Annotated in this window: 23 protein-coding genes and 3 tRNA genes; 10 read left to right on the forward strand and 16 right to left on the reverse strand. The window is 59.9% G+C overall.

The features are described 5' to 3' along the window. The first annotated feature begins 95 nt into the window (after positions 1 to 95). The 4 genes from J3349_RS11430 (at position 96) to J3349_RS11445 (ending at position 3076) form a co-directional block, all read left to right on the forward strand. The gene (locus J3349_RS11430; protein WP_207677482.1) at positions 96 to 323 is read left to right on the forward strand and encodes a hypothetical protein; all 228 of its coding nucleotides are present in this window, start codon (positions 96 to 98) and stop codon (positions 321 to 323) included. Between the two features lie 86 nt (positions 324 to 409). After that, the gene (locus J3349_RS11435) at positions 410 to 1084 is read left to right on the forward strand and encodes a type II toxin-antitoxin system PemK/MazF family toxin (RefSeq protein WP_207677483.1); all 675 of its coding nucleotides are present in this window, start codon (positions 410 to 412) and stop codon (positions 1082 to 1084) included. Continuing rightward, positions 1075 to 1884: a DUF6551 family protein gene (locus tag J3349_RS11440; protein WP_207677484.1), complete on the forward strand. Its 810-nt coding sequence runs from the start codon at positions 1075 to 1077 to the stop codon at positions 1882 to 1884. Before J3349_RS11435 ends, J3349_RS11440 begins: the two co-directional genes overlap by 10 nt. Positions 1885 to 1999: 115 nt before the next feature. After that, entirely contained in the window at positions 2000 to 3076 is a 1077-nt protein-coding gene (locus tag J3349_RS11445; RefSeq protein ID WP_347565010.1) for a tyrosine-type recombinase/integrase, read from the forward strand. A gap of 64 nt (positions 3077 to 3140) precedes the next feature. Here the strand turns inward: J3349_RS11445 and J3349_RS11450 are convergent. Continuing rightward, positions 3141 to 3219 (reverse strand) — tRNA-Leu (locus J3349_RS11450). Between the two features lie 347 nt (positions 3220 to 3566). On the opposite strand from J3349_RS11450, the gene J3349_RS11455 reads away from it, so the two are divergent. Together J3349_RS11455 and J3349_RS11460 are read left to right on the forward strand one after the other, a co-directional pair. Then, positions 3567 to 4046, forward strand: a complete 480-nt coding sequence (locus tag J3349_RS11455) for a hypothetical protein (RefSeq protein WP_207677485.1) — start codon at positions 3567 to 3569, stop codon at positions 4044 to 4046. A gap of 323 nt (positions 4047 to 4369) precedes the next feature. Next, positions 4370 to 4672 carry a DUF6465 family protein gene (locus J3349_RS11460; protein WP_207677486.1) on the forward strand — a complete coding sequence of 101 codons (303 nt, stop codon included), beginning with the start codon at positions 4370 to 4372 and terminating at the stop codon, positions 4670 to 4672. A 58-nt stretch (positions 4673 to 4730) separates the two neighbouring features. On the opposite strand, the gene J3349_RS11465 is transcribed toward J3349_RS11460, so the two are convergent. Genes J3349_RS11465 through J3349_RS11475 form a run of 3 tightly spaced genes read right to left on the reverse strand, consistent with a single transcriptional unit; the run spans position 4731 to position 8857 of the window. Next, positions 4731 to 6227, reverse strand: a complete 1497-nt coding sequence (locus J3349_RS11465) for a carboxypeptidase M32 (protein WP_207677487.1) — start codon at positions 6225 to 6227, stop codon at positions 4731 to 4733. Between the two features lie 25 nt (positions 6228 to 6252). Then, complete coding sequence (locus J3349_RS11470) at positions 6253 to 6891, reverse strand: metallophosphoesterase family protein (RefSeq protein ID WP_158403667.1); 639 nt, start codon at positions 6889 to 6891, stop codon at positions 6253 to 6255. A 43-nt stretch (positions 6892 to 6934) separates the two neighbouring features. Then, on the reverse strand, positions 6935 to 8857 hold the full coding sequence (locus J3349_RS11475) for a BMP family ABC transporter substrate-binding protein (protein WP_158394961.1): 1923 nt from the start codon (positions 8855 to 8857) through the stop codon (positions 6935 to 6937). Between the two features lie 168 nt (positions 8858 to 9025). Here J3349_RS11475 and J3349_RS11480 point away from each other — a divergent pair, with 168 nt between their 5' ends. The 4 genes from J3349_RS11480 (at position 9026) to J3349_RS11495 (ending at position 10447) form a co-directional block, all read left to right on the forward strand. Further along, a complete protein-coding gene (locus J3349_RS11480; RefSeq protein ID WP_207677488.1) occupies positions 9026 to 9592 on the forward strand; it encodes a DUF1643 domain-containing protein in 567 nt (188 codons plus the stop codon). Between the two features lie 21 nt (positions 9593 to 9613). Further along, on the forward strand, positions 9614 to 10153 hold the full coding sequence (locus tag J3349_RS11485) for a phosphatase PAP2 family protein (RefSeq protein ID WP_207677489.1): 540 nt from the start codon (positions 9614 to 9616) through the stop codon (positions 10151 to 10153). A 135-nt stretch (positions 10154 to 10288) separates the two neighbouring features. Beyond that, positions 10289 to 10362, forward strand: a tRNA-Arg gene (locus J3349_RS11490). A gap of 8 nt (positions 10363 to 10370) precedes the next feature. Then, positions 10371 to 10447, forward strand: a tRNA-His gene (locus tag J3349_RS11495). Between the two features lie 266 nt (positions 10448 to 10713). On the opposite strand, the gene J3349_RS11500 is transcribed toward J3349_RS11495, so the two are convergent. From J3349_RS11500 to J3349_RS11555, 12 genes are all read right to left on the reverse strand, one after another. Continuing rightward, positions 10714 to 12024, reverse strand: a complete 1311-nt coding sequence (locus J3349_RS11500) for a cell envelope biogenesis protein TolA (protein ID WP_207677490.1) — start codon at positions 12022 to 12024, stop codon at positions 10714 to 10716. Positions 12025 to 12037: 13 nt separating this feature from the next. Then, on the reverse strand, positions 12038 to 12226 hold the full coding sequence (locus tag J3349_RS11505) for a hypothetical protein (protein ID WP_149794530.1): 189 nt from the start codon (positions 12224 to 12226) through the stop codon (positions 12038 to 12040). Between the two features lie 2 nt (positions 12227 to 12228). Beyond that, positions 12229 to 14112 (reverse strand): hypothetical protein, encoded by a 1884-nt coding sequence (locus tag J3349_RS11510; protein WP_207677491.1) that lies wholly within the window; start codon positions 14110 to 14112, stop codon positions 12229 to 12231. Positions 14113 to 14124: 12 nt separating this feature from the next. Beyond that, positions 14125 to 14508, reverse strand: a complete 384-nt coding sequence (locus J3349_RS11515) for a hypothetical protein (protein ID WP_207677492.1) — start codon at positions 14506 to 14508, stop codon at positions 14125 to 14127. Positions 14509 to 14591: 83 nt separating this feature from the next. Then, entirely contained in the window at positions 14592 to 14807 is a 216-nt protein-coding gene (locus J3349_RS11520) for a hypothetical protein (protein WP_015565805.1), read from the reverse strand. A gap of 21 nt (positions 14808 to 14828) precedes the next feature. Beyond that, positions 14829 to 15848, reverse strand: a complete 1020-nt coding sequence (locus J3349_RS11525) for a N4-gp56 family major capsid protein (RefSeq protein ID WP_242699634.1) — start codon at positions 15846 to 15848, stop codon at positions 14829 to 14831. Between the two features lie 28 nt (positions 15849 to 15876). Further along, positions 15877 to 16830 carry a ribosomal-processing cysteine protease Prp gene (locus J3349_RS11530; RefSeq protein WP_207677493.1) on the reverse strand — a complete coding sequence of 318 codons (954 nt, stop codon included), beginning with the start codon at positions 16828 to 16830 and terminating at the stop codon, positions 15877 to 15879. After that, positions 16827 to 18599, reverse strand: a complete 1773-nt coding sequence (locus tag J3349_RS11535; protein WP_207677494.1) for a hypothetical protein — start codon at positions 18597 to 18599, stop codon at positions 16827 to 16829. The genes J3349_RS11530 and J3349_RS11535 overlap by 4 nt, the downstream gene beginning before the upstream one ends. A gap of 84 nt (positions 18600 to 18683) precedes the next feature. Further along, on the reverse strand, positions 18684 to 20132 hold the full coding sequence (locus tag J3349_RS11540) for a phage terminase large subunit (protein ID WP_158404260.1): 1449 nt from the start codon (positions 20130 to 20132) through the stop codon (positions 18684 to 18686). Next, positions 20129 to 20413 (reverse strand): chemotaxis protein, encoded by a 285-nt coding sequence (locus J3349_RS11545; protein WP_158390868.1) that lies wholly within the window; start codon positions 20411 to 20413, stop codon positions 20129 to 20131. The genes J3349_RS11540 and J3349_RS11545 overlap by 4 nt, the downstream gene beginning before the upstream one ends. 228 nt (positions 20414 to 20641) lie before the next feature. After that, positions 20642 to 23398, reverse strand: coding sequence for an insulinase family protein (locus tag J3349_RS11550; protein ID WP_207677495.1), 2757 nt, complete (start codon positions 23396 to 23398; stop codon positions 20642 to 20644). A 231-nt stretch (positions 23399 to 23629) separates the two neighbouring features. After that, positions 23630 to 24886 carry an MFS transporter gene (locus J3349_RS11555; RefSeq protein WP_207677496.1) on the reverse strand — a complete coding sequence of 419 codons (1257 nt, stop codon included), beginning with the start codon at positions 24884 to 24886 and terminating at the stop codon, positions 23630 to 23632. Positions 24887 to 24897 lie beyond the last annotated feature (11 nt).

A 24897-nucleotide genomic window follows, 5' to 3' on the forward strand; every position in this document is an offset into this window, starting at 1 on the left:
TACGTTTTTGCGCATTCGGCAGTTCCCGTTTTTTACGTATCCCAATTTAATCTTTACCCGAATATCCACTTTGATACATATAGGAGGACATTTTTATGGACGAGTTGAACCCCACGGCGCGCGAGCAGGAGATCTACGAGGAGATGGAGCTGACCCCTGAGATGATCAGGTCCATCCGCACCCTCTGCGGTACCTGTCTGCGGCACTTTGTGGATGCAAAGGCATTCAAGATCGCACTTGTACCCAGCGCAGACCGGAGCATGGACACCTGCACCGTCTGCCAGATACGGCGCGGCTACGATTATGTGGTCATGCACCGCTGACCCAACCATACCACCATACCGTGAACGAAGCCCGCTGCGGAACATCCGGCAGCGGGCTTTGCACATAACAACATGGAGGTACAATTTTGCAGCAAAACTGGAAATTCCAACGCGGAGACATCTTCTTCACCCATTTTGGGGCGAGCACTGGCTCGGAACAGTGCGGCGACCGTCCGGCGGTCATTCTTCAGAATGACGTGGGCAACTATCACTCGCCGACCCTGATCGTTGCGACCATGACAAGCAAGGCGGAAAAGAAAGTAAATCAGCCGACCCACTGCCTGTTGGAAAACGCAGGGTTGAATATGCCGTCCGTTGTGCAGGCAGAGCAGATCTTCACCATCGACAAGAGCCGGGTACTGAAGTATCTGGGACATCTGACCCCGGAGGAAATGCGCCGGGTGGATGATGCGGTGCGGATCAGCCTTGCGCTGAACCCCATGGGCAGCATCCAGCAGATAGAGCCTATCCGGCGCTCTACGGCGCTTTACGCACCGCCTGAGGTGGTGGATGGCAAACCGCCTGTCTACCCCTATACGCCCATCCGGTCGTCCTTTGAGAACGCTGGAAGCATCGAGGAAATGATGTTGTACACCGAGCTACAATCCGCGGTTCATGCCATGATCCAGCGGTTGGAATACAGCTTCACCTTTAATCCCAGCCTGCTCACCAGCCCGAAGCGGAAGCAGCAGGTGACTGAGATCTTAGAGGAAGCCGAAAAGTACATTTGGAGAATCAAGGAGGAAATGCGATGCGCCTGAACGACAACAATTCTTTCATCGGTATCAACCCGCCGTACCAGCTTTCGGTCATCCACAGTAGCAAGCTGATCTATCCCCGCGAGATCTACCAGCGGGGCGTGGAGCGCAAGCGGGTGGAGCTGATTGCCAGAGACTTCAATGAGTACATCGTCAACGAGCCGAAGGTCAGCTTCCGCAACGGCAGGTACTATGTGATGGACGGGCAGCACACCATCGAGGGCTGCATCCTCCTCAACGGCGGCGAGGACCGCCCGATCCTCTGCAAGGTCTACACCGGTCTGACGATGGAGCAGGAGGCCCTGCTCTTTGCGGAGCAGAACGGTCACTCCGCACCCCTGTCGGCGGGCATCAAGCTACGCGCCAAGGTAGTGGGCGGCGATGCGCCTTCCAAGGCGTTCGTCGCAGCCACCAACCGGGTGGGGCTGTCCCTCAACTACGACAGCATGCAGCTGAGCGACTACCGTATCAGCTGCGTGGGCACGGCGCTGAAGCTGTACGACCAGCTGGGCGAAGAAATCTACTGCGAAGCCCTGCGGCACATCGTGGAAGCGTGGGAGGGCAGACCGGATTCCTTCCGGGCGGCTGTCCTGCGGGGCGTGATGTACTTTGTGCAGCTGTATCATGGACAGTACAGCGCGGAGCGGCTTGTCCGTGCGCTGAGCGGAGTCCATCCCATGGAGCTCTACCGTATCAGCCGGGATAATCCCGCCAAGCTTCCGGGCTGGCGGCGGTACGTTTACCCCATCTACACCACCTACAACGGCAAGTGCAGGAAGGATGCGCTGCCGATGAAGTTCTAAACTCAAATATCTCCTTTGGCAAGGGCGATGGTACCCGGAAAAAGGCCATTGCTCTTTACATATAGTATTTTCTTTCAAATAATTGACATATTGAACTGGAAAGGAGAGGACCGGAATGAGCGAGATCGCAGCCTGCACTTTGATTCAGGAAGAGCCCGACCGCAAGACAGAGCGGTACATGATGATGTTCAAGGATTACCCGGATGTGGTATCCGTAGACATTCTTCAGGAAATGCTTGGCATCTGCCGGAAGAATGCGTATCTGCTGGTCAAGCAGAATAAGATCCACTCGGCGCGTGTAGGACGCAGTTATAAGATCGTCCCATATTTTGAACCGCTCCACTATACATTGCAGGATATGGAACAGCATCCCAAATACATCCAAGACTTCTACCAGCATGAGTTGGATCGTGGCCTTACGGCAAATACCGTCATTCACTATCACGCCAACATCCGCAAATGCTTACAGTATGCTTTTCAAATCGGCATGATCCGTTCCAACCCGGCAGATCGCGTTGAACGTCCTCGTAAGGAAAAGTTCAAGTCGGAGATTTACAGCGGTGAAGAACTGGAGCAACTTTTCAAGGTGATTCAAGGTGACCCTTCGGAGTTTGGCGTCATCATGGCTGCATTCTACGGGCTGCGGCGCAGTGAAATTGTTGGTTTGAAATGGGATGCCATTGACTTTGAGAACAAGAAAATCAGCATTCAGCATACGGTTGTGACCGCAAAGGTCAACGGAACGGTAACGGAAATCGCACGAGATAAGACAAAAACAAAGTCGAGCTGCCGGACACTTCCCCTAATCCCTGCCTGTGAGCAGATGCTCAATAAAATGAAAAAGGAGCAGGAGCAGAATCGGAAGGTCTGCGGCAAAAGCTATTGCAACGATTATCTTGACTATATCTATGTAGACCCGATTGGAAAGCGGATTCGGCCCGACTTTCTGAGTCAGCATTTCCCGGATTTTCTGGTCGCACACCAGATGAAGCGTATCCGCTTTCACGATCTGCGCCATAGTTGTGCCAGTCTGCTCTATGCCAATGGCGTGAGCCTGAAGGAGATTCAGGAGTGGCTCGGTCACAGTGACATCAGCACAACAAGCAACATTTATACACATCTGGATTTCTCCAGTAAGGTGTCCTCGGCGAATGCAATCGTCAATATCTTCCCAGAAAACACCAAAGTATAAGAAACTGAGCAGAAAAAGAAAAACAGCCCAAAATCTTTTGATTCTAAGCTGTTTTATGATGGAGTGCCGATGGTGGGACTCGAACCCACATGGTTTCCCGAACGATTTTGAGTCGTTTGCGTCTGCCATTCCGCCACATCGGCTTATATTCAATTTTGGGACATTAGTACCGGTTTCTGAAGATTGGAGGGATGTTCAGGAGGGATGTAAGAAATCCTGCTTCGACAAACTATCAAAATTCAACGAACACTCGTAGATTTGTCGCACAGACACGAAAAATTACGAAGCGGATTTTGAGTCCCCCTCGTCTGCCATTCCGACACACCGGCGTATTCTGTTTTACAGACAACATAGTTATTATAGCGGATTTTTCTCTCAAAATCAAGATGCAGCTCACAACTCATCAAATTTCTGCAAATTTCCTCTCCCTTTTTGGGCCGCGGGCGTGTATACTGAGAGAGACAACATCGTACCCAAAGGAGTACTCTCTATGAATCATTTTCTTTCTGCCCCCGTTACCGACGCCCAGCGCCAGCGCGACGCGCTGTTAGGGGCGCTGGTGGGGCTGGCCCGCTCCACCGTCAACGAGCCGAAGACCGAGGACACCGACCGTGTGCTGGCCTCCGGTCTCCGGCTGGCTGCAGACCCGGACGCTGCCGAAGACGCGCTGCGCCGGATGTACAGCATCGTCGAGACAGAAAAGCACCGCGTCGCCCCCAACTGCGCCACCTGCACCATGCGCTGCGGCAACACCGACAACTACGACCTCGCCCGGCTCTGGGCCGCGCCGGAGGACATCCGCGCCCTCAAACTGCGGCTGCTGGCAGCAGTATTCCGGCTGGCACAGGGCCGCCCGGATGCTTGCGCACAGGAGGTCATTGATCAGGCCCTTTTTGTCCTCGCCGAAGACTGGGACGAGGAACTTCTCGCCCCCGTCGTGAAGCGGGCCGAGGACTGCTGTGCCGGGTAAATTCCCCGGAAATTTCTGCTTTTCCCCGCGCGCTGCATTTCTTTTCTCTCCGCTGCGCCGCACACAAATCCGGACAGTTTCTTTTTTATAGGGCATTCTTTCCCCTTTTTGTCGGAATTTAGTGCTCCGGGCGCAGAAATATGGGGATGCTTTTTCCAAAAAACACTTTACAAACGTCAAAGAAATAACTATTATATAAGTATAGTGCTTCCAATCGTTGGCACGAACAGAAAGCGGTCGGATTGACCGGTAATACAGCTTCCGGCCCGGAAATCATCCACGTTTCCAATTTGCAGTGGAATACAGGAAAGAAGGTATAAGCTATGTCTGAGAAAAAGTCTGCTGCCCCCGCAGCTGTCGCTGCTCCTGAGACTCCTGCGGCAGAGCCGAAGAAGCGCAAATCTTCTGGTGCTGCACAGCGGCGCGGTCGTCCCCCGCTCTCCCCGGAGGTTTATGTCGAGTTCGGCACCAACCAGTACAACATCACCGATGTCATCGAGCGCGCCAAGGCCGACTACCGCGCCACTCATAAAGTGGGCGTCCAGTCCTGCAAGGTCTACGTCAAGCCTGAAGAGGGTATGGCCTACTATGTCATCAACAAAGTCTCCGGCAAGCTGGAGCTGTGATGTTCCTCAACACGAACAAAGGCGTCTGCACAGTCATTTGTGCAGACGCCTTTTCTTTTTATAAGCCGTACAGCCCGGTGTACTTTCGGGTAAGGTACTGGATATAATCCTCAGCACTGAAATCGCCGCAGGCATTCTTCACCACGTCGGCAGGCTCCATCAGCCCGCCGTACTGGTGGACCTTTTCCCGCAGCCACGCCGTGATGGGTGTGAGGTCGCCCTTTGCCGCCGCGCCCCAGACGTCCACGTCCTGCTCCATCCGGCGGAGCATCTGAGCGCCGTAGGCACTGCCCAGCGCGTAAGACGGGAAGTAGCCGAACGCGCCGCCCGACCAGTGGCTGTCCTGTAAACAGCCATCCCGGTCATTCGGCACCTCGATGCCCAGATATTCCTTATAAAGCTTCGCCCAGACAGCCGGCACATCTTTTGCTTCCAGCGTGCCGCCGATGAGCTGCTTTTCGATCTCATACCGTACCATGACGTGGAGGCAATAGGTCAGCTCGTCGGCCTCGGTGCGGATGAGGCTGGGCTGAGCCTTATTGACAGCGCGGTAGAACTGCTCTGCGCTCACGCCGCCCAGCTGCTGGGGAAAGAACTCCTGCACCTTGGGATAGATAGCTTCCACGAAGGGCCGCGACCGGCCAATGAGGTTCTCATAGAAACGGGACTGGCTCTCGTGGACGCCCATTGAGACGCCGCCCGCAAGACAGGTGTACTGCAGGTCATCCCGGATGCCCAGTTCATACAGAGCATGGCCGCCCTCGTGGAGGACAGAGTACATCGAGGATGCCACATTGTGCTCGTCGTAGTTGGTGGTGATGCGGACATCCTTATTGTTGAATTCCAGCGTAAAGGGATGCTCCGTCTCACCCAGACCACAATGGCTGCGGTCGAGGCCCATCACCTCCATCAGATAGTCGGCGAAGGCCTTCTGCTGTGCTGCCGGGTACTCCTGATGCAGGAAGCTGTCGTCGATCTGCGGCTTCTCGCCGATTTTGTGGATGAGCGGCACCAGCCCCTCCCGCAGCGTCGCAAAGAAGCTGTTCAGCATCTTCATATCCACGCCGCGTTCATACTCGTTCAGCAGAGCGTCATAGGGCGCTTTCGAGGCATCATAATAACCGGCAAAGCGGCGATTGTAGTCTACAAGCTCCTGCAAAACGGGGCAGAACAATGCAAAATCGTCCTGTGCCTTGGCCTTGTGCCAGACGTCGTCCGCCCGGTTGCACAGCTCTTTGTAGGCCATATATTCGTCAGCCGGGATGCGGGTCAGCTGCTCACAGCTGCGGCGCAGCTCCTCCACTTCGCGGCGGTGGACGAGGTCCAGCTCCCCGGCCCGGGCGCTCAGCTCATCCAGCAGCGCTTTCGTCTCGGGGCAGGTCATCAGTTTCTGGCTTTCTCCCGCCAGAATGCTCATGGCCACGCCCCGGCCCTCGGAGGTATCGCTGGGCGCGGTGGTCACGGCGTCCAGATAAAGGGAGCTGTCCGCACAGTGGTAGGCGTACAGCTTCTTTTGCAGCAATTCCAGCTGCTGCAAGGCGCGTTCTATCTCCATTGTCGTTCTCCTTTTTCTTTGATTTTTATCCCCAACCGAACAGCTTCCGCTTCGGCACCTGAACGGGATCGGGTATCTCAAACTCGTACCGCTCGGTGGCGTTGATGACCGTCGTGCCGCCCCGGGTGCAGACACGGGGCAGGTTTGCCCCATAATTCAGATGCATATGCCCGTGGATGAACCACTTGGGCTGATACAGGTCCATCAGATCGTTGAACACCTGAAACCCCTTGTGTGCCTTGTCGGTGCCGTCGTTGAGGCCGGATGCCGGGGCATGGGTCAGCAGGATGTCGATGCCGCCCGCCCGCCGGGCCGCGAGCCAGAGCTTCCGGGCGCGCCGCCGCATTTCAGCCTCAGTGTACTGGAAGGTATCGTCCCTGTTGTACCGATTGCACCCGCCCAGACCCATGATGCGCAGCCCCTTCCAGACATAGACCGCATCGTCCACACAGATGCAGCCACCCGGTTCTGACTCCTTGTAACTGCCGTCGTGGTTGCCGTGGACGTACAGGATGGGGACGGTGGTGAAGTTTGTGAGGTATTCGAGATATTTTTTCGGCAGATCACCGCAGGAGAGGATAAGGTCGATGCCTTCCAGCCGCTTGCGGACGCTCTCGTCCCAGAGCAGTTTGGATGGCACATCCGAAATCGCAAGTATTTTCACGATGCTTTTGCTCCATTCTTTTCTATCCTTGGGTCTTTGCCTGTTACTGCGGCGTTCCCTTTACGTTGTCCAGACCATTGATGTTCAAAAGGCTGCGGGTCTTGGCGTCCAGTTCGTCGTAGCTGGGCAGTTCGCCCTCCACGCACTCTTCCAGCCAGTCCATCTCCATCAGTTCCTTGGGCGTATAGATGCCGGAAGCCGCATGGTGAAGGGCATGGCCCTGACTGTAGCTCTCGGTCGGGAAAACCTGTATCTCCCCATCGCAGAGCTGGCGCTCTGCCATCTTGAGCAGCTGCATGGTGCCGTCGTTCAGCCGGGTGGGGTATTCCACCCGCTCGGCACCGCTCTTGAGGCCCCACCAGTAGTTGATTGCCCTGCCGCCGGGGGCGCTGTCCCATGTCCCGGCGAACACGGAGCGGACGATCTCGGTGAAGAACACATCCCACCGCCACTCCGGCAGGCCCAGCGGCTGCAGAACGCCGTCGGGCAGGCGGCGGCAGAGGCCGTAATCGCGGTAGGTGCCTTCCGGCTCCCGGAAGTCCTGACTGTAGAAGACTTCGATGTCTTTCCTGTCAGAGAAATCCTGCGGGTGTGCCGCATCGCACAGACAGGCCCAGCGCAGCACCACCCGGCTGTCGGGCCGGACGGCACGCACGCCCTGAGCAAAGGCATTGATGGCCGCAGGCACACCGTACACCGGGTTTGCAGCCACATAGCCCACCTTGTCGCTGTGGGAGACGATGCCCGCCAGCATTCCCAGCAGATAGGTCACCTCATAGGTGCGGGGGTAGTAGGTGCGCACCAGCGGATGAGGCGCATTGAGGGAACAGTTCAAGAAACGGGTCTTGGGGTGCTGGGCCGCGACCTTCAGGCAGGCGGTGTGCATCCGGGCGCTGGTGGTGAAGACGATGTCCGCATGGTCATGGGCCACCTCTTCCAGCACCTGCTCTGCATCCACCTCGGGGTTGACGTTCTCCCGGCAGCTGACATAGAGCTTATCCGGGAAAGCTTTCACCAGCGCGGCACGGCCCTTGTCCTGTCCGCGCACCCATGCGCTGGTCTGGGCGTTGTGCTCGTGGAGGAACACCACCCGCAGCTCGCTGGGACGGGAGCTGAAAATATTCAGCTTGCTCAGCAGCGGCTCCGAGCTTTGCTTCGGCTCCAGCAGCAGTTCCACAGCGTGGGGCTCTGCCAGAATTTTCACCTCGTCCCAGAGGCGGGCCAGATTCTCCCGCACCTTGGTCGGGGTGGACTCGCAGGCGTCGGCATAACGGTACACCGACAGGTACACCAAAAGTGCGTCGCCCGGCGTCAGGCCCAGTGAGCCGCCGCCCAGCGCATAGAACTGCTGGCTGAACATGGTGTAGAGGGACGAGAAATTCAGCCGGTCGTCGTCCGTCCACGCCTCGCCCGTGGCCTTACAGGCCAGCGTCTGCAGCTTTGCATAGCCCCCCAGCCGGGAGAAGCTGACGTAGTTGATGCGGGAAAACTTGTAAAAATCAAGGAACTCGTAATAGAGCTTATTCTCCAGCGTGTCGTTCTTTGCCGGGATGAGCCGGGTGACAGTGCCGGGAATTTTCACGGCCTCATAGTATTTGAGGACGGAGACACGCTTATTGCCCTCCTGCACATAGAATTTGTTCAGGTATTCGAAGGCAATAATAGGGGTGTGGATGCCCTCTTCCAGATGGGCGTCACAGAGGTTCGACCACTTGACTGCAAACTCGGTGTCGTCGTCCAGAAGAGGCATGAAATTGGAGGCAAAGGCGGTGTGGCGTCCGGCGGTCTTGGTACCCACGATGCTCTCGGCCGGGATGTCCACCAGCCCCAGAGGCTCCTGCGCCACGATGTCCACATCGGTGAGGATGTCGTCCAGCACCGCGAGATAGGGCGACTGCCCCCGGGCCACATTGGCCCGGTAGGCGCGCTGGCCCGCACGCTGGGCGCTGCGGTAATCTTCTATCATAAACAAAACTCCTTCTGCTTTTTCAGCAAGCGAAGAGGGATACTTTCCTCTAAGGGATAGTATAGCATGAAAATCGAAATTATGGGAGACTTTCTCGCCGCAAGGTGTTGCTTTCGCACAAATTTTAAGGTACGATAAAAGAAACACACGTTTCTTGTGAGGTAAGCTATGCTTTGTGAAACTCTTCCCCGGCTGGAAGCCGACGAATATCCCGGCGGTCTGTGGTACTACGAGCCCCACACCTACCAGCCCTACCGCTATGTGCTGGGGCGGGTGGGCCGCCGCCCGCTGGTGTGCATCGGCATCAACCCCAGCACCGCCCAGCCCGGTGCGCTGGACCCCACTCTGAAGAGCGTCGAGCGTCTGGCCAACGCCAACGGCTTCGACAGCTGGATCATGTTCAACGTCTACCCCCAGCGGGCCACCAACCCCAACGACATGGACAAAACGCCTGACCGCACCCTCTGCGACGAAAATCTCCGCTGGCTGCAGGCCGTGCTGGCCCAGACCGAGCCCACCATGTGGGCCGCATGGGGTACTCTGATTGAAAAGCGGGACTATCTGCCCGACCTGATGCGGGAGATGGTTGCCCTGACGCGGGAAAAGAACATCCCCTGGGTGACCTTCGGCCCCCGCAGCAAAAAGGGCCACCCCCACCATCCCCTCTACCTGCGCAAGGACTCCACACCGGAGCCTTTCGATGTGGAAAACTACCTCAACACCTGTTTTGAATGAATCTCTCAGGGAGGGAATTGCATGACACCGGAACGATATAAAAGACTGACAGACTGGCTCGAGGGACATCCCGCCCTGCGGGAGGGCATCATCCTGCTCAACCGCTGGCTCCCCCTCGTGCCTTTCGTCTGCTATCCGGTGCTTCTGGTACTGCTCAACCTCCGGTGGTTCACGATGCTCACCATCGGACGGGGCGGCGGCGCTCTTGATTTTATGCAGGTCATTGCCCGGGCCATTCTCGTTCCGGGTCTGGCGTTCTGGCTGGGAACCATCCTGCGGGCGAGGCTCAACTTTCCCCGCCCTTATGAGCAGCCGGGCTTCGTGCCGCTGGTATCTAAGGAGACCCACGGCAATTCCTGCCCTTCCCGCCACGCACTCAGTGCCGCCGTCCTCGGGATGGTGTGGCTCTACTTCTACCCTGCCGTCGGCGTCGTGATGCTGGCCATCGCCGCTCTCATCTGTCTGCTGCGGGTGCTTTCTGGGGCGCACTTCGTCCGGGATGTGCTGGCAGGCGCAGCCTTCGGGCTTACGTTCGGCTTTGTGGGGATGTGGCTGCTGTGAGAAGCCTTTTGCAAAAAGCGCAAAAAAGTTTCAAATTTCTCTTGACAGAACCCCGGGGCTATGGTATTATACTTCTCGCAGCGTGCTTCGACTCACAGCTGCGAACCATATCAGAACCCAATGGGATAACAACGTGCGCCCGTAGCTCAGGTGGATAGAGCAACTGCCTTCTAAGCAGTGGGCCGGGGGTTCGAGTCCCTTCGGGCGCATTGATGTGGTGCCCATAGCGTAGTCGGTTAACGCGCCAGATTGTGGATCTGGAGACCGTGGGTTCGAGTCCCACTGGGCACCCCACTAAAAAGACCCGCGAGCATATGCTTGCGGGTCTTTTTCTATTGTGGGGATGCCCAGTGCAGCCGAACCGACCGCCGCCTGCGGCGGAAACAGGGAGGTGAGGCTGGGGCCGCGCTCTGATTTTTCAAGGCCCCGCCAAGGGGCTGCGGAAAAATCAGCAAGCGCAACTCGTGAGCTACTCTCCCTCCTCTTCTACTTTATAAACAAACCAAGGCCGCAGCCCAGAACACCTTTCCGTGTTCCACGCTGCGGCCTTTTCGTATTTCTCAGCTTCCCAACTGCTTCAGGATATTGGCGACCTCATCGTTGGAGTAGCCCTCCTTCAGCAGTTCGCTGCGGATGGCCGTATCGCTCCTGCCCTGCCGGTAGAGACGGGCGGCGCTGTAAGGTACGATGGTGCTGCCTCCGGACGACAGCACTGACCCGCTGCCCGAGCCTCCCGAACTGCCCGCACTCTTTGCCCCGGCGTTTGCCGCAGCCTGCTGGGCGCTCTGGGCTGCCTTGGACTGCTTGAGCGCCCATTCGCCCTTGGCGATATTCAGCTTTTCGCTGGTCACATTGTTGTTGAACTCCTGCTGGCGCAGGGTGTCCTGATACTGCCGCTCCGCCTGCTCGTTCTTATACTTCTGCTGGGCAAGGCTGTCCTGCCGCTGGGTCTCCTGCATCTGCTGGTCCCACGCAGCGTCAGCACGCTCGGCCGCGTAGGCGCGGTCTTTGGCATACATATTATACCCGGTGTTGGCCAGCGTACCCATCAGCGAGCCGATGCCGGTGGTTCCGGTGATGGCCAGCTGCACCGCGTCGCCGATAACGCCCAGAATGCTCAGCACATTATTGAACGTCTGCTGGCGCTTGGCGATGGCCTGCTGCTCCTGATTGGAATAGTAGCCGTACAGGGTGTCCAGCCGGCCCAGATAGTCCTGATAGCGGCCATAGTCCTGCTCGTAGGCAGCGTTGTAGGCGCTACCCTTCCGGTCGAGCTGACTGTAATAGTCCGACAGCTCCGCGTTATACTGCGCCTGTGCGTTCTGCTCCTGCGTGTTGAGCTGGTCGATTCGGGTCACGACATCGTCGCCCTCACTGTTGTAGGTGTCCAACGCCAGCCGGTAGAGGGACGGCAGGGCGTCGTTCAGCACGCCCATCTGCTGCTGGTACGCCTGCTGGGCCACACTGGCCGCATAGCTGGAGCCGTAGCCGCCGGTGAGGGCCGCAGCCTGTGCGGCGGCGTCCGCGCTGGCGTTGCGGGCGTTCTGGGTGTACTGCTGGGCATACTGGCGGTAGAGCGGGTCCTGTGCATAGCTGTACTGGAAGCTGTTTCGCTCCAGCAGCTGACCGATGAGGTCTTCGATGCGGCCCTGATAGGTGCTCTCATACTTGCCCGGACGGTTCTGCTGCCAGTTTTTCAGGTCCGCTGCTGCGTTGGTGACGCTCTGACCGGGGGTGTACACCGCATTTGCCAGTGCATTCTCCACCTCTTTGCGGCTGTTCAGTCCCGCCGTGCTGTAGGAGGACTGGACTGCAGGCTGGGCAGTCACATCTTCCAGCAGCTGCTGTTCTTTCTTTTTCTCGGTGCTCATAAATTCTCCTTTCTCACTGGATGCTGTTCAGCCGGGCGCGCAGCGGCTCCGACATATTTTCCACGTCCAGATTGCAGAGCACATATTGTAATTGCTCCTGCATCTGGTATAAGTAGTTACGGATGGCGCGGGCATCCTCCGCGTCCATGTTCTCGCTCAGATGGGGCAGTCCGATCTTCGAAAGTCCCGTGACACTTGCCATGTTCAGTTCACCTCCTGTGCCAGAATGCCGCCCTTCGCGGCGGCGCTCGTCCGGGTCAGGCTGCGCAGGGTGAGCTGACCTCTGCCCTTCAGCCGGAACCGCAGGCTCCCGCACCGCCTCGGCACAAACGGAACATCGAAGCAGCGCCGCCCGTCGGCGGTCAGCTGGGCCAGTGTCTCCCACGCTCCGCTGTCGTAACTCACAGCCACCTCGATGCGGCTCTTCACCTCGGCCTCGAGCCGGAGCGTCAGCCGGGAGAGATACAGCTCTTCCGGGCTGTCCAGCCCGATGTTCCCGCTGACGAGCTCGAAGCTCACGCCGTCCTCGATGCCGCCCGCCTGCTGCCAGTTCTCCTCCCGGTCTGCATCTGCGGCCCAGATGGCCTTTCCGTCCCAGAGATAGAGCTGCCCGCCGCTTCCGGCCATCTCGTAGGAGCAGACATCTTCCTCCTGCCAGAGCCCCCGCTCGGTGTCGTAGACCAGCAGCCGCACGGCCTGGGCTTCGCCGCTGCCCCGCACGAGGTGCAGATAATACCGCCCGTCCAGCGCACCGCCCAGCGCCGACTTCACGTTCCGCAGCCGGGCCGGGTCGAGGGCCGTCGAGACTTTGGTGGGGATGCTGCCGTCCCAGGCCATCACGCCGTCGGGCGAGAGATAATAAAGCGTCTCGTTGATGACGCAGAGGCTCCGGGCAGCGCCCTTTGCCACGCCCCGGCAGCGCAGGCTACTGAGCTGGAAATCCGAGGGCTTGGAGCCGTAAAGCTTGTGAAGGGTGTTTTCCTTGAAGAAAAGCGCGTATCCCATACAGGTAGCCGCGCCGGTAAATGCCCCGTCGCTGCCCACGGTCACGGCATAGCTGTCGGCGGCAATGCCCCGGTAGGAGAACCAGTTGGTGGGGTCGCCCAGCTTGCAGGCGTAGATGACGTTCTCCTTGTTGGAGCATCCCCACACCCGGTTGTCGCACTCGGTCAGGTAGTCCATGTCCGGCACCCGGCGTTCCAACTCCACCACCTCTGCCGAGACGAACTCCCGGCTGACGCTGCCGTCCAGACTCACCCATCTTACCGCTGCGCCGGTGCGGGTCAGACGGCCATAGAACCACTCGCCGCCCGGATCGGCCTTGACGCGCAGAGCATCTGTGCCGGCGTCGTAGACGATGCGGTCGCCGTCCAGTTCGTTCCACTGCCCGGCCTGCTCCGCTGCAGAGCCGGTGAGGGTCACAGTGTCCTCTGCTGCAAAGTCTGTTCCCACCCCCTTTGCCGAGATGCGGCAGTAGTCCAGCACCACCGCCGACCAGTTGCCGGACGCCTCACTATATACTTCCAGCGTGCTCTCGCTGCTCCATGGCTTTTCCGGGTCTTCCACCCGCAGGAAAAGCTGACCGTCCGTCGGCTTGTCGGGTTCAGCAGGGCCGCAGCCACTCACCTCGTAGACCTTGCCTTCCGCGTCGCAGGGTGCAAACTCTACGCTGGTGTTTTTGCCCGACCACACCGCGCCCAGAGCGCTCACCTTCCGGCTGGCAGTGTCGAAAGCCAGCTTGTCCGGGAAGATCAGGATCTTCGTTCCGATGCCCACCAGCGTTTTCTTGCCGTCCTCCACGGCGTCTTTCAGGGTCACTTCCATCTCATCAGCGTCGTCCGGCGTGTAGACGAGGTCTCTGCCGCAGACGGTCAACAGGCCGTTCAGGTGATACATCCCGTTCAGGTCTGCTTCCTCCCGCAGCTTCCGCCGGGGCAGACGGGTGCTCAGGGCCGGGAAATTCCGGGCCGAAAAGTTGATGCCCGCGCTGTACTCTGCCTCGGTGCAGCTGTACGTCTCGTTCAGCCCGCCGAACACCCGCAGCATGTTCCGGGTGTTTTTCAGGCCGTTCCGGTTCGAAAGTATCATCTTTCTCCCTCCTTACCAACGCCAGCTGCAGCCCCGGATGGGCAGATTCTTCCGCCGCAGCCACGCGGCCAGTTCGGCTAAGATGCTGTTGTACTGAGCCTGCTCACCGGCGTACCGGTCGTTCTCGCCCAGCGCGGCGTCCGTCATGGCGCACAGATAGTGCGGGTACAGGCTGTCGAAGGGCGGCGGCACCAGCAGCACGTCGTCATCCCGCAGACCGTTGTCCCATGCAATGTCCGCGCCCACGCCCTCCCGGCTGTCGGCGCTGCTGGGCCGGAAAAATTTCTCCCGCAGCATCCCGTCCACCTCGCACAGCCAGCGCTGCCGGGTGCGGGCCGCGACACGGCTGCCCGGGCGCAGCTCTTCGGCTCGCTCCATCGCTTCTCCTACCGTCATAAAAAGCCTCCTTTCGCTTTTTCCAAAAAGGCCCGGCAGAAGCGGCCTTCTCCGCCGTTTCTGCCGGGCCGCGTTGTCTTATTTTACTGGGCCGCAGTCTCTGCCGCAGCGATGCGGGCGGCGGTGTACTCGTCCTGCTGCTGGCTGTGTTCCAGCACCTCGGCCACCTCAGGCGGCACTTCCACCTCCACGCCCCGGCGGATCTTATAGTTCACGCCGTTGACGCTCACGAACAGATCGCCCTTGTACCGGCTGTTGTCCTTGAACAGCCGGATGCGGACATTCTTCTTTTCTGCCATAGCTTCTCCTTTCCGGCTGGCTCAGTTTGCCGCCGCAGTGGTGGAATAGCTGGACACGCTCTCGATGCGCACCATGTACTGCTCCACCAGACGCTCGGCGGCGCGCATACCCTTCCAGCCCACAGAGGCGCGCTGGTTCAGCGGATCGTCACCGTAGCCCAGCTGCTTGACGATGTGCTCCAGGCCGCCGCCTTCCAGCTCGGTGACGCCGTAAGCGTGGGCGCCCAGCACGAGGGTGCCAAAGACGGCCAGGCCCTCCGGACAGGTAGCGTCCTTCCAGATCTTCGCCTCGCTGGTCTCGATGAAGCGGATGTTGCCCAGCTTGCCGATCTCGCCGCGGTACATGGTGTCGGGGTCGGCGTACTTGTGGGCCTCGATGAACTCCTTGCAGGTCTTGAGGTCGTAGGCGGCGTAGGGATGGATGATGGCGATGTAGCTGTCGCCAATGGGGTCAGCGTTCATCGCGCCCAGCTGTGCCGCGGCCTGGAAGAACAGCTTCGGGGTCAGGGTGCAGCTCTTGTCTAGCACCTTGCGGCTGGTGACGGCAGTCTCGGTGCCGTCTGCGGAAAGCTTCGGCGCATAGATGACGTTGGTGCCGCCGGCCAGCACATCGCGGGTGATGCTGTCCATGGTGCGGCCCGCCTGGCTTGCCAGAACGCGGGTGGCCTGTACCACATTGTTGTCGATGGCCGTCATCTGCAGCACATCGGTGAGCGGAGTCCAGCCGCCGTACTGGTGCAGGTCGCTGGTGATGGTGGTCACATTCAGGGTCTGGCCGTTGGGAGTCACGCCCTCGGTCAGCGGGGTATCGGCCTTGGGCAGGCTGTCGTACTTGCGGAACTCAATGGTCTTGCCGCCGTTCTGAGGTACGGGATAGTAGTCCGCGAACTGGTCATGTACCAGACGGGGCTCTGCCTGGTCGATAAGGCGCTTCTCGTAGAAGGTCTTCATCTCGTTGGTCATGGTGCCGGTGGTGTTCTGCAGGCTGGCAGAAGGGTCGGCAAAGAGCTGGAGGTCCATCTTCAGGTTGTAGCTTTTCATGTCATTTGTCCTTTCTGTATCAAAATTTTTAAAAACTGATCTTCACCCCGTGCATCGCACGGCGTTCCAGTGCCTCACGCTGGGCGCGGGTCATGCTGGCTACATCGGCCCGGGTGATGGCCGCACCGCCGGGGCTGGTACCGTTTTCCGCCGGGCGGGCCGAACGCTGGCGGATGCGCTCCACAACGCCCTGCTCCACGGTCTGGGCGGTCTGACGCAGAGTGTCGTTGTAGTGGGCCAGACGGTAGGCGTCACCCATCCGCATCCCGGGCAGCTCCATCAGGCGGCGCATCTCGGGGTTTGCCAGCTCCTGCTTGAGCGAAAAATCCGGCATATCCCGGCGAAGCATCGCCTCTTCCGCCGCCCAGCGGGCGTGGAGGGCGCGGACGGTGTTCGCGCCCTCTCTCAGGCCCGGGATGGGCGGGAGCGGCAGCGGCGCAGGACGTTCGGGCGGTGCAGGACGCTCTTCCGGCTCCTGCACTGCCGCCGGTGTCGGCACATCCGAAGCTTCCCGGCCCTCATCCGCCTTCATAGTCCCGGAGGCGATGGCCTGCTGAGCCTGTGCATGGCTGAGGGCAGGAGCGGAGGGGGCGGCGGCATCGCCGCCATCCGAGGCAAAGAGCTGCAGATCCACCATCGACTGTTCTCCCCGTCCGCTCAAATCGGCGAAGCGGACATTGTCCGGGTAGCGTTCTGCCAGCAGAGCAAAGCCCGCCTTTGCAAATTCGAACGCCCCCTCCACCCACGGCTTCTGGGGTGCTGCCGCCGTCACGGCCAGACGCGGGCCGTCCGGCTCGTCCCACACGCCGCTCCTGGTGCCTTCCTCGCCCGCCAGCAGGGCGCAGAGGGTCTGCATCAGGGTGCTGGCCCCCGCACACACGATGTCCTGCCCGGCGGGGGCATAGCCCGCATGGCCCGAAGCTTCCAGCCGGCAGGTGGGGCCTGCCGGGCCGTCCAGCTCGGTGTAGTTTACTTTTATCATCTCATTTCTCCTTTCTGCGTCTTCATCGCCCTCGCCATCGCAGCCGTGCTCAGCTCCTGTGCCGGGCCGCTGAGCTTGGGGGCTTTGGACTTTTTCTGCACTTCCAGCAGACCCGTCAGCTGGGCCATCTGGGCCTGCATCTGCGCCAGCTGCTGGGCAAGGGTGCCGTTCTGACGCACCCTCTGGCGCACCTTTTCGATGCCCTCAAAGTCCATCATTTCCAGCGCCGCCAGCGCGGCGTCGGCGTTGGCCGGGGCGAAAAAGCCCAGCTGATAGCACTCCTTGGCCGTCTCGTTCTGCGACAGGCGGGAGAAGGTGGACTTTTTCTCCGCACTCACCACGATGTCGAACACCGGCTCATGACTGCCCAGCTCCACGCCGCCCACGACTCTTGCAGGCTGGGCGCGGAGCACCTGGCCCGAAAAGCGGACGAACTCGCTCTCGCCGCTCTTGCCGGTGATGCGGAAGATGCGCTCCTCGTCGTAGAACTGCCTCATCAGCTCGATGATAAGGTAGCACTCTTTGGCAAATGCCCTGTAAGCGCTCTTGAGCATATCCCGGCTGAGCTTCGAACCCGCCTCCTGCAAGGCCGCGATGGCCGAAGCTGCCGTCACGCCGCCTGCGGTGCCGCCCTGGGTCATGTCACGGTTTCCGCTGATCTCCTTCAGCTCCTCGATGCGGCTGTTGCGGTAGCTCAGGCTGTTGCCCTGCAGACCCGCCGTCTGCAACGGCCGGAAACTGTCGTCGTTCAGGCGCCCCACCACATGGATGATGTCCCGCGACAGGTCAGTCAGCTCTTCCTCATTGACGCCCGCCGTGTCGCTCAGCACATACCGCTGGCGGGACGAGAGCAGGACGTTCTCGTCCATGGCGTGGTTCATCTTGTCGATGGCGGTCTGGCACTCCTTCATCACATCGATGTACCCGAAGCCCGCCGGGCTGTCCTCTTCCATGAACAGCGCGTCGAACACAAAGGGATACTTGCCGTGGTCGTAGAAGCCTCTTTCGGCCAGCGCCGGGTCGTTCTCGCTGGCGTAGAGCACCACGCCATTGCAGAACTTGCAGTAGTGCAGGACGCTCCTGCCCTCGGGGGAAAGCTTTTTGTAGTACCAGTCCACCACGACGCTCTTGTCGCTGGTATCAAGGCCGCCGTCGTGGATGTAATGCGGCACGTCCAGCACGCTGGCAGTGTGTCCGGCCAGCTGGGGCCAGCGGCTTTCCAGCTGAGCCGTGTCGGCCAGACTCAGCGAGAAAAAGTGGGGCGACGCCTGAATATCGTCCACGCCCGGCTCCCAGTAGAGCATCAGCAGGTTCATGGGCCGGATGGCGATCTCGCCCACACCGCCCCGCTGCTCCGAATCCCAGAACACGCCTTTGACTCCGGTTCCCTGCTTGAGCTTGCGCCACCAGGTGTCGCTGTACACCTGCTCATAGTCAGCCTGTTCCAGCACCACGGGCAGCACGCTGGAAAGCGCCTGTGCCGCTGCCTCGTCGTCCTCGGCACGGGGCAGGACGTTGGGACTGGGGTAGTTGTCCATCGCGTCGGCATGCTTGTTGGCGATGGAGTTGAACAACCAGCCGCTGGACGGCTGGGGTTTGCCCTCCATCATGGGGTTCTGGTAGTTCTTCCAGTGTCCCATCCGGAACCACAGTTCGTTGTCCACCAGGCGCTTGTCCAGCGCGGCCTTGCCCGCCTTGTACCGCTGCAAGATCTGCGCAGCCTCAGCCACCTCTTCCGGCCCGATGGGCAGTTTTGTTGCTTCATCCATAGTATTCGTTTTTCTCCTTCCTGTCCTCTGTTGCAGGGCGCTATCGTTTTTCTCCGCCCCCAGCCTCTCCCAAAGGGAGAGCCTTTACACCCTCAGAAACTTCGCCTTCCGATGCAGCTCCAGCGGGTCATCCAGCACCGGCGGGGCCGATGTATGCCGGGGCGGCGAGATGGGATTTTCCATCAGCACATAGCGGCACTCATCGTAGATGTGGTCTTCCTGCCGGGTGTCGATGTCCTCCACATTGCTCTCGTCGTACACGAGGTTCGGGATGGTGCGGATGAAGTGCTTGCAGGTATTGAACACCTGCAGCATCGGCCTGCCCTCGCCGTCAAAATTCAGCCGGTAGTGCATCTGCATCTTGCCCGCCAGACGGGTGTGGTCGCCGGGCATCCAGTGCAGAAAGTTCGGCCCCCGCTCCATCATGGCGGCGATGCTCTCGCCCCGGCTCTCGTCGAAGATGGCCGGGTCGGCAATGCCCTGAATGACTCTGCCCCGGAGCACCGGGTCGTTCTGCTCGGCCTCCCGGATGCGCCGTGCCTGCTCCACCGGGTCGATGCGCAGACCCTCGTTGGGGCGTCCGGTGCAGCCGTACAGCTCCTTGATGCGGTAGAGCCTCCCTTCCTCGTCCGCCGCGTACCACCCCACCGAGAACGGCTTCGAAAAGCCGAAATCGTAGCCCCGGTAGATTTTCCAGTGCTTCGGGATGGTGAACGGCGCGATGACGTGGGTCCAGCGCTGGTCTTCGTAGTGGTTCGGGTCATTCCGCCACTCGGTGAACACCTGCCCCGAAAAGCTGTCCCAGCTGCCGTAGAGCAGCGCCTGCTTTTCGGCCTCCGGCATGGCCGCGAGGCTGGCCAAATAGTCCGGGTCATTTTCCAGCAGGGCGGGGTTGTCGAAGATGCTGGACGGGATGAACACCCGCGCCCGCCGCAGCACCTTTTCGGTGCCGTCCGGCATCCGCACCGGGTATTCCTCCACGATGGGGGTGCCGGGCGGGGCGGGCGTGATGAACCGCGCCTTCACCCAGCCGTGGCCCACCCCGCCGGGGTTGGTGGTGGCCCGCAGATACACCCGGGTGCCGGGGCCGGTGGGGCGGTTGCGGCTCATCATGTAGCTGTACTCCTCCCACTCGAAGTGGGTCAGCTCGTCGAACCCGATGAAATCGAAGGCTTTGCCCTGATAGTTCGTCCGGTCCTTGGTGTACTGCATCGAGCCGAAGTAAATTTTCGCCCCGCTGGGGAAGACCCACACATGGCTCGTGGCATTGTACTGCGCCTCCGGAAAGGCCCGGCGGTAATAGCTTTGACTCTTGTCCACGAGGTCGGAAAGCTGCGGATAGGTCTTGCGGAGGATGAGCGCCCGGTAGTGCGGAATGTGTACCTGCCGCAGCGCCTCGATGACGAGGGCGTCGCTCTTACCGCCGCCTGCCGCGCCGCCGTAAAGTGCTTCCGGCTCCGGCCTCCGCATAAATTCCATCTGCCTCGGCTGAGGCCTCCACACGACGCCCGCATTCTTGTTTTCTGTCGTCATACATCCTCCACCGGCGGCAGCAGCACCACACCGCATTCCCGCCCTTCTGCGTCCACGCCCTGGTCGTTCAGGGTCTTCGACACGCCCGCCAGATCTTTCAGCACGGCAGTCGCTTCTTTCAGTCCCTTCATGATGCCGGGGTCGGTGCTGTTCTCTCTGCGGGCCGCGCGCTGGCGGGCGTTCAAATCTTTCACCTCCTGCGCCAGCATGGTGCTCAGGGTGTCGGTGGCTTTCCGGAGACTTTCCTGTCCCTTGGCCGCAGCCTGCTTTTCCTGCCCCATCCTGTGTTCTCACTTCCTTTCGTTCTGTCGCTGGCAAAAGGATACCACGCTTTTCTCCACCGCAGGAGTACATACTTTTTGCCCTCATATTTGTATTTTTCTGTATATTTTATCCTATAAGTAATATTTCAAAGCAGCAAAAATCCCCTGCCTGTGTTCTTTTCCACAGACAGGGGATCTTTCACTCAATTTTCTGCGCAAAGTCTCCGGGAGATTCTCTGCGTATTTTTACAGGGTTTCCACCCGGTCAAACAGCTCCTTTGCAGCCTCCACAGCCTCCTTGCTGCCGAAGACCACCCGCACGCCCTTCTCCATCCGGGCCGACAGGTCCGCCGCCTCGGCCTTGAGGGCGGCAACATCCACACTGCACAGGCTCTTGCGCTCGGCGGCAGTCATCTCGTCGGTGATGCCGCAGAAATATTTGCAGTCGGTAGACGCAGCCTCTTCCCGGGGCTTGCGCGGGGTGTCCAGCTTTGCTGCCGCGCCCACGATGAACTCGTTCATGTCCTTCTCGGTGTAGTCGCGGCCTACCAGTTCTGCCGGCCCCTTTGCGAAAGTCTCATAGCTTTCTTTCAGGTGTGGGTCGCGGTAGGTGTAGAGATATTCGGTGCCGTCGTTCTGGGTCACCATGCCGGTGCCATACGCGCCGCCCACCTCGCGGATGTTGTGCCACAGATACTCGTAGCTCATCACCCGGGCCAGCACCTTCCGCTCCAACCGCCGTTCCATGGGCCAGACCAGCACATCGTAGTTCACGCCGCCGTCGATGATGAAGGCCTCGTTCACCGGAGCTGTCAGCTCCTCAGTGTAGGGCTTTGCCTCGCCGCGCTTTTCTGCCGCGAAGGCACTGCCCGGCAGAAGCTTTTTCAGGGTATCCAGCGCCGCGTCGCTGCCGTGGAGGCTGATGGTCAGGGCGTTCTTTTTCAGTACACTCTTCCACAGCTCTTCCATTTTTTTGCCCAGAGCGGTCCAGTCGGCCTTTTCCAGCAGCTCACAGATATAGTGGTAGTAGCTCACGCCGTTGCAGCGCTCACTCAGTGCGGATTCCACCGAGAAATGTGCCGCCGCCCGCATGGCGGCGAAGGCGTGGCCCTCCCGCAGGAACTTCTGCTCCATGAGCAGCTTCTGCTGGCTTGCCACCCGCTCCATAGCAGCTTCGGCCTGCGGGCCGCTGAACTTTGTCTCATACAGCCACTCACTGCCCAGCTCCACAGCCTTTTCGAGGCTGCGTTCCAGCATACTCATCCCCACGATGAGCTTTGCGTGGCAGGGCCTGCCTTCCTGCCGTCCCGTCCAGCAGTCCATCCACGCACCACTGCTTCCCAGCCAGGTGTTCCGCAGAGTGTTCAGTTCCTGGGCCGTGTGCCTTTCGGTGTCCAGCTCATCAATGACATCCGTGAGCAGATGCAGGCAGGACATATCTTCCGGTGCCATGCCGCCCAGATCATAGTAAAGGTACAGGTAGGTATTGCCTGCCGAGGGGTGGTGCAGCAGTTCTGCACCCGCCAGCAGCTCCTTGCTGCCCGGTGTCTGCTTTTTGCCCTCGCCGAGGTCGGCGGCTGTCAGCGGATGGTCCAGCACCAGCTTGCCGTCGGTGCGGGCGGCGCGCCCCTCTTCCTCTTTCTTGGGCAGGGTCGGCACCTGGATGATCTCCACCGGCGCAGGCGCGAACAGCTCCCGCAGCAGCTCATTGAACCAGCCCTGTTCCAGCTTCTCCCGCAGGGAAGCGAACAGAGCGTTCGTGTGAAGCAGCAGGGCCGGGTCGCCGGTGTGGAGCCAGCCTGTAGATGCATTGATGGCGTCCAGCACACCGTCCGGGATACTGCCCGGCCGCTCAAGGGAAGCGAATTCGGTGGAGTTGAGGCTTGCCATCAGCAGCTCCTCGGGGATGCCCTTCTCGAGGATGCCGTCCACGGCCTTGCGCACGGCGGCGGCAAATTTGCCCGCCGACTCTTCCGTCGCGCCCCGGAGCACAAGCTCCAAGGTCGGCTGCAGCGTGCTGTCATCGAAGCCCACGTCGATGTCCGCGCCCAGTTTTTCTTCCAGCAGGGCGGCTTTCAGAGGCGCCTGGTTCGTCCCCAGCAGGGCGTCCAGCAAGATCTCCACGCCCAGCTGGCGCTCCCGGTCGCTGAACGCACCGGTGTACCACGCCAGCGCACACTGAGCCTCGTCCGGCTCCGGCTTCTCGGTATAGTACGGGATATTCCGCTTCGCACCGACCTGCTCGTCCTGCACTGTCAGGCGGGGGCGGCTGGCGCTCTTGGGCATACGGCTCAGATACTGCTCGTCGAGGAAGGCCAGCTTCTCAGCCATGTCCATCTTGCCGTAGAGGGTGATGCAGCAGTTGTCGGCACTGTAGTGGCGGCGGTAGACCCGCACATACTTCTCATAGGTCAGCGCCGGAATGGACGCCGGGTCGCCGCCGGAGACGAAGCCGTAAGCCGTATCCGGGAACATTGCCCGGCTCAGAGCGTTCTGCAGCTGTGCGTCCGGCGTCGCCAGCGCCCCCTGCATCTCGTTGTAGACGACGCCGCTCACCGTGCCGTCTTCGTCCCGGTGCCAGCCCTCCTGCTCGAATACGCCCTTGTCCACCATGGCCAGCGGGCAGAACACCGCGTTGAGATAGACGTCCATCAGGTTCTTGAAATCCGTCTCGTTGGGGGTAGCGAAGGGATACACCGTCTTGTCCGGGAAGGTCATGGCATTCAGGAAGGAGGCCATGCTGCTCTTGAGCAGCTGCAAAAACGGCGACTTCACCGGGTATTTCTCGCTGCCTGCCAGCACCGAGTGCTCGAGGATGTGGAACACGCCGGTGTCGTCGGAGGGAAAGGTGCCGAAGCCGATGCCGAAGGCCTTGTTGTCGTCGTCGTTTTCCACCAGCAGGACAGCCGCCCCGCTGACGTCATGGGTCAGCACGGTCAGCGTTCCGTGCTGTTCGGGGCAGTCCTCGCGCTTGACGAGGGTGTAGCCGGGATATTGTTTCATGGTCTTGCTCCTTTATATTTTTTGATTTGAGCTTATTTTACTATGTATTTTTGTAAGACGCAACTAACGGCGGGGTTCATTCTCTTTTGTCGCCTAAAGAGAATCAGAAAAGCGCCAGCGACCCCTTTCAGAGCCCAAAGAAGAAGTCGAAGCACAAAAATGCCAGCCGCTTCGCTAAATGCATTTTTGTGCTTCTCCAATTTGCTGCTGCGCAGCAGATGTTACGTTATCTCATTCCGGAACGACTTCTTTTTTGCACGACACTCTGAACAGCACGAATCCCACGATGAACAGCACGATGAGGGAGCCGACACCCACATTGGCGCTGCCGGTGAGCTGGCTTCCCACACTGACAATCATGGTGCCAAGGAAGGACGCGCCCTTGCCGCAGATGTCGAAGAGGCCAAAGTATTCGCCCGACTTTTCCGGCGGGATGATCTTTGCAAAGTGGGAGCGGCTGAGCGCCTGCACGCCGCCCTGGAACATGCCCACGATGACGGCCAGCACCCAGAACTGCCACTGCTGGGTCAGGAAAAACGCAAACACCGCGATGCCCGCGTAGGCCGCGATACACACCGGGATGAGCTTTGCCGAGGGGTACTTGTTCGACAACCGCCCAAAGATGAGGGCCGACGGGAACGCCACGATCTGGGTCACAAGAAGTGCCAGCAAAAGGCCGGTGGTGTCCAGACCCAGCGCCGTGCCGTAGGCCGTCGCCATGTCGATAATGGTGTACACGCCGTCGATGTAGCAGAAGAACGCCAGCAAAAACCAGAACACTTGCTTATCCTCCGGCAGATGCCGCAGGGTATGGCCGATGCGGGCAAAACTCTGCCGGACAGCGTGCTTTTCCACCTCCACATAGTAGAGCTGTTTATAACTTTTCAGCAGCGGCAGGGTCGTGAGCAGCCACCACGCCGCCGTCAGCAGGAGTGCCAGGTTCAGCGCCGTCATCTGGCTGATGCCAATGCTCCCCGCCCCCAGCACAAGACCGAGGCAGACCACGAAGGGTACGCAGCTGCCGATGTATCCCCACGCATAGCCCCGGCTGGACACTTCGTCCATCCGCTCGGGAGTGGTCACGTCGCTGAGCATCGAGTCGTAGAACACCAGGCTGCCCGAAAAGCCCACCTTCGCGATGACGAAGATGACCAGAAACGGCAGCCACGCCGACGCCGCGCCCATGGCGCAGCAGCCCACGATGCCCACGAAAACGCAGAGTATGAAGATAGGCTTCTTGAAGCCCTTCGTGTCGGCCACTGTCCCCAAAATCGGGCTCAAAACAGCCGTGATGACGGTCACAGCCGAGCTGGCATAGCCCCAGTAAGCCAGATACTCCACCGAGCTCAATCCCCCGGCTGCCGCCAGCGCGTTGAAGAAAATGGGGATAAGGGTGGCCACCATCAGCACAAAGGCCGAGTTGCCCACGTCGTACAGGATCCAGTTCCGCTCCAAGCTCGTCAGGCGGAATTTACCGCTTTTTTCCATCCGGTGCTCCT

The organism is Faecalibacterium sp. Marseille-P9590, from assembly GCF_017377665.1.
GTDB lineage: Bacteria > Bacillota > Clostridia > Oscillospirales > Ruminococcaceae > Faecalibacterium.